Source organism: Mesorhizobium sp. M2A.F.Ca.ET.039.01.1.1 (assembly GCF_003998035.1).
In the GTDB taxonomy this organism is placed as follows: Bacteria; Pseudomonadota; Alphaproteobacteria; order Rhizobiales; family Rhizobiaceae; genus Mesorhizobium.
In genome coordinates this window covers 1-4,535 of the sequence record NZ_RZRY01000525.1, presented here as the reverse complement: position 1 = coordinate 4,535, position 4,535 = coordinate 1, and the positions used below count along the sequence as shown (strand labels likewise).

At 66.2% G+C, this 4,535-nt stretch carries 3 protein-coding genes and 2 pseudogenes; 3 read left to right on the top strand and 2 right to left on the bottom strand.

Annotated features, from left to right (window positions below):
* Positions 1 to 655 (bottom strand): AMP-binding protein (locus tag EOA24_RS28415; protein WP_145992551.1); only part of this gene is annotated, 655 nt, incomplete at its 3' end.
* A 134-nt stretch (positions 656 to 789) separates the two neighbouring features.
* Here EOA24_RS28415 and EOA24_RS28410 point away from each other — a divergent pair.
* Positions 790 to 1,964, top strand: a pseudogene (locus EOA24_RS28410) (acetyl-CoA C-acetyltransferase).
* 115 nt (positions 1,965 to 2,079) lie between these two features.
* On the opposite strand, the pseudogene EOA24_RS28405 reads toward EOA24_RS28410, so the two are convergent.
* A pseudogene (locus tag EOA24_RS28405) lies at positions 2,080 to 3,002 on the bottom strand (nucleoside hydrolase).
* 17 nt (positions 3,003 to 3,019) lie between these two features.
* Here EOA24_RS28405 and EOA24_RS41890 point away from each other — a divergent pair.
* Entirely contained in the window at positions 3,020 to 3,172 is a 153-nt protein-coding gene (locus tag EOA24_RS41890; RefSeq protein ID WP_189354292.1) for a hypothetical protein, read from the top strand.
* Between the two features lie 27 nt (positions 3,173 to 3,199).
* Positions 3,200 to 4,141 carry an SDR family NAD(P)-dependent oxidoreductase gene (locus tag EOA24_RS28400; RefSeq protein WP_348633086.1) on the top strand — a complete coding sequence of 314 codons (942 nt, stop codon included), beginning with the start codon at positions 3,200 to 3,202 and terminating at the stop codon, positions 4,139 to 4,141.
* The last annotated feature ends 394 nt before the right edge of the window (positions 4,142 to 4,535 follow it).

Sequence of the window (4,535 nt, the reverse complement as noted above, 5' to 3'; positions counted from 1 at the left end):
GCGTCGTCACCGTCGGCATCGCGGCGACGATCTCGGCCAGCCTGGCGGAGATGTCGTGCTCCTTGCCCGCATAGCGGTAGCGCGGCGCGGCGAACAGCACCTTGACGCCAATCTGGCCGAGGCGGTCGACGATCGCCGCGGCGCCGAAATCAGGCGAGCAGGACGACCAGACGGCGCCGACGGAAAGCGTCGCCAAAAGCGCCACGAGGCCCTCGACGCGATTGGGCAGGATACCGCCGACGCAATCGCCCTTGCCGACGCCGGCCGCGCGCAGGCCATGCGCCGTCCTGGCGACGAGCCGGCGCAATTCGCCCAGTGTGATGGTCTGGAAATGGCCACTCTCGTCGACCTCGATGAGAGCAACCCTCTCCTCATCGCCGCGCAGCAGGTTTTCCGCGAGATTGAGTGTCGCTTCCGGCAGGAAGCGACTCCCGGTCATCGGCGCATTGTCGTCGCGCAGGAAGGCGATCCCGCCCGGATCTCCAATGACCTCGGCGAAATCCCACAGCGCCCGCCAGAAGGCGCCGGGATCGCCGATCGACAGCCGATGCAGCGTCTCGTAGTCGCGCGGATCGAAGCCGTTGGCCATCGAAAAGCGCGCAAGATTGGACGATTGGAACGCGGCCGGCGCCGGCGTCCAAAGCACGGATGACATGGATTTCCTCCCGCAATGCAGGCCGGGCTCTTTGCCGCGACCTTGCCTGCCGATGCATTTCATGATTATTGGTTATAACCAGAATGTCAAGCGGCGATCACGCCCAAGCGGACCGCGCTGCCGGAGGAACAGACATGGACGCCTTTTACATCGTTGCCGCGAAGCGGACGCCCATCGGCAAGCTGAACGGCGCGTTCGCCGGTCTGTCGGCGGCGGAGCTGGGGGCGCAGCTTATCCAGGCGATGCTGGCCGAAAAGCAGCTTGCGCCCGATGCCGTCGGCGAGGTGATCATGGGCCAGGTGCTGACCGGCGGCGCCGGGCAGAATCCAGCCCGGCAGGCTGCTCTCAAGGCCGGCCTGCCGGTCGGGTGCCCGCCATGACCGTCAACAAGGTCTGCGGCGCCGGGCAGAAGTCGATCCATCTCGCCGCCCAGGCCATTCGCTGCGGCGACGCCGACTGCGTGATCGCCGGCGGACAGGATTCGATGACTTCGGCGCCACATGTCATTCACGGGGTGCGCGCCGGCATCCGCATGGGCGACCGTACGGTGAAGGATTCCATGATCACCGACGGTCTGTGGGACGCCTTCCATCAGGTGCATATGGGCGTCACCGCCGAAGCGCTGGCGCAGCGCTACCAGATCACCCGCGAGGAACAGGACAGGTTCGCGCTGCGCTCGCAGGAGAAGGCGGACGCCGCCATCCAGGCTGGCAGGTTCGACGACGAGATTGCGCCTGTGTCGATCAAGGCCAGGCAAGGCGATGTCGTCATCGAGCGTGACGAGCATCCCAACCCCTCCACAACGATGGAAGGCCTTGGCCGGCTGAGACCGGTCTTCGATGCGGCGGGGACGATCACGGCCGGCAACTCATCCGGTCTCAACGACGGCGCCGCCGCGGTGCTTGTGATGTCGGAGGCGCGGATGAAGGAACTCGGCCTGACACCCCTCGCCAGCATCGCCTCTTATGCTTCTGCCGGCGTCGAGCCGATGGACATGGGCCTCGGTCCCGTCGCGGCCTCGCGGCGCGCGCTCGACAAGGCCGGCTGGCGCGCGTCCGATCTCGACGCGATGGAGATCAACGAGGCCTTCGCCGCGCAAGCCATCGCCGTCAATCGCGAGATGGGCTGGAACGAGGACATCATCAATATGAGCGGCGGCGCCATCGCGCTTGGCCATCCGCTGGCCGGCTCCGGCTGCCGCATCGTGGTGACGCTGCTGCACGAGATGGTCCGGCGTGGAGCGAAGAAGGGCTTGGCCTCGCTCTGCATCGGCGGCGGCCAGGGTGTCGCGATCTGCCTGGAGCGGTGAGCCTTCCGACGGCCTAAAGCGCGTCGCGATCTTTCAGATTCGCTCCATGCGCTTTAGGTTCTTGATTTACGCATGTCTTGATCCCGAAACCGGTTCCCACTTCGGGAGACATGCTTTAGCGGAGCAAATCGAACATCAGCTTGAAGAAGCGGTCGGCATCGACTTCATAGGCGATGCGCGCATTGTCCTCCTCACCGCGCTCATGCCAGAAATCGGCCACCGTGGCGCCGAATGTGTAGCTGCCGGACAGGTCGACGCCGATATGCGCCGGACGCGTGCGGACGAGCGTCGGATCGATCGCCAGCGCCAGCGCCAGCGGGTCGTGCATGGCGCCGCCGACGCCCATCGAGTTGCGGTGCAGCTTCTCGTAGAATTTCAGCCAGTCCATGACCACGCGGCCGAGCGGCGTGTCGATCCTGGCCAGTTCCTCGTATTGCGGCGCCTCGATCAGCACCTGCATGGTCACGTCGAGCCCTATCATGGTGATGGGCACCCCGGCGTCCAGCACCAGCTTCAGGGCCTCGGGGTCGCAGAAGGCGTTGAACTCGGTCGGCGTGATGATCTCGCTCTTGCGATAGAACACGCCGCCCATCCAGATCAGCTCCTTGATCTTGGGCAGCACGTGCGGGTGCTTGAGCACGAGCAGGCCGATGTTGCAGAGCGGGCCGGTCGCCACCACCAGCAGCGGTTCCGGAGATGCCGCGAGCTTCTCGGCAAGGAAGTCCACCGCATGCTGCTTGATCGGCCCGCGCGAGGGCTGCGGCAGATAGGGCGAGCCTTCGAGCCCGCTCGGGCCATCGGCGGTGCCCAGAACCAGCGGCCGCGCCAGGGGCTGCGCGCAGCCGGCGGCGACCGGCACATCGCCGGCGCCGAGGAAATCAAGCACGCGGATCGCGTTGTCCGTTGTCTTCTCGAGCTCCGCGTTGCCACATCTCGTGGTGACGCCGAGAAGCTCGATGTCGGGCGAGCGATGCGCCATGACCAGCGCAATGGCAGCGTCGTGGCGGGATCGCAGTCGTAGAGGATCGGTGTCGGCATCGGTGTGGGACAGCTATATGGACGTGCCCGGCGCAACGCTCGCGGCGCAAGCCTATCCGGACGTTCCGATCACGCGTCCGCTGGATGGCAACGCCGCCTTCATCGACACCTCGGCGGCCAAAGCGGCGCTGGGATTCGAGCCGCGCTTCTCATGGCGCGACTATCGCTGACCGGCATCCGGCTTTTGGAGGCAAGAGATGCGCTTCAAGGACAAGATCGTTCTGGTGACGGGCGCCGCCGGCGCCATCGGCTCCGCGGCGGTGCGCCGCTTCGTCGAGGAAGGCGCGACAGTCGCCGTCGCCGACCTCGACGGGACCCGTGCAGAGGCCCTGGCAACGACATTCGGCGATCGCGACGAAGCCTTCGCGGTGGACGTCGCCGACCCGGCGTCGGCGGAAGGCATGGTCCAGGCGGTGGCCGCACGCTTCGGCCGTATCGATGTGCTATTCAACAATGCCGGCATTTCCGGAAAGGTCGCGCCGGTCCACGAGCTGAGCACCGAGGACTGGCAACGCATCGTCGGCATCAACCTCAACGGCATGTTCTACGTCCTGCGCGCGACGGTGGCGACCATGATCGCTGGCAAGATCAAGGGATCGGTGGTCAATATGGGCTCGTCCATGGCCGGCTGGGACGTGCTGTCCGGTGGCGCCGGCTATGCCTCGACCAAGCACGGCGTGGTCGGCCTGACCAGGATCGCGGCCTCGACGCCGCTGCCTATGGCATTCGCGTCAACGCGATTTGCCCCGGGGTCATCGAGACCCGGCTGGGCGTGCCGGCGCGGGACCAGGCAGCCTATGAAGCCGGCATTCGCCGTTTCGCCGACCGCATTCCGCTGCGCCGTATCGGCCAGCCCGAGGATGTCGCCGCCGCCGTCGCCTTCCTGGCCTCGGACGATGCCCGCCACGTCACCGGCGTCGACTGGCTGCTCGACGGCGGACAGACATTGCAAAGCTGGGCGAACGCGCCCGATGCGGACGCTTTCCCGCGATTTGTCTGACGCTCCGGCCGCCGAACAGCTCCTCTCGACCGCGTCGGCACGGTATCGTCCTCGCCATAATGCATTGACCGATCAGAAGCCCGGCGAACGTTCAGGCCCTGGTCCCGACGCTCACAGCGACCCCTTCTCCCAGAATTGACATCGATCAAGGTCGCCGCAGCCGGTCTCTGTTTTGGTCGCGCCAACTTGGCAACCTGAACGGAGTTCCCCTGACATGGACGGCATTACCTTAAGTGCCGAACAGATCGGCGCCTGGCGGCGGGAAATTGCCTCGGCAAGGTTCCTTCCCTTCTCCGCTTCGGGGCCGCTGTCTCCGGCGCCAGTCCATCTCGAGGGGGCGCTTTTGGCGCCAGCCGAACCTGACGTATCGCGCAACACCGGAGGCCGGCTATGAAGGTTTCCCCGCGATGGCTGATCCTCGGCGCCCTGATCGCCATCGGAGCAGCCGGCTACTATGCGTGGCAGCGTTCCAAGGACGGGCAGCTGCCGGAAGGCATCGCCAGCGGCAACGGCCGCATCGAGGCGGTCGAGAT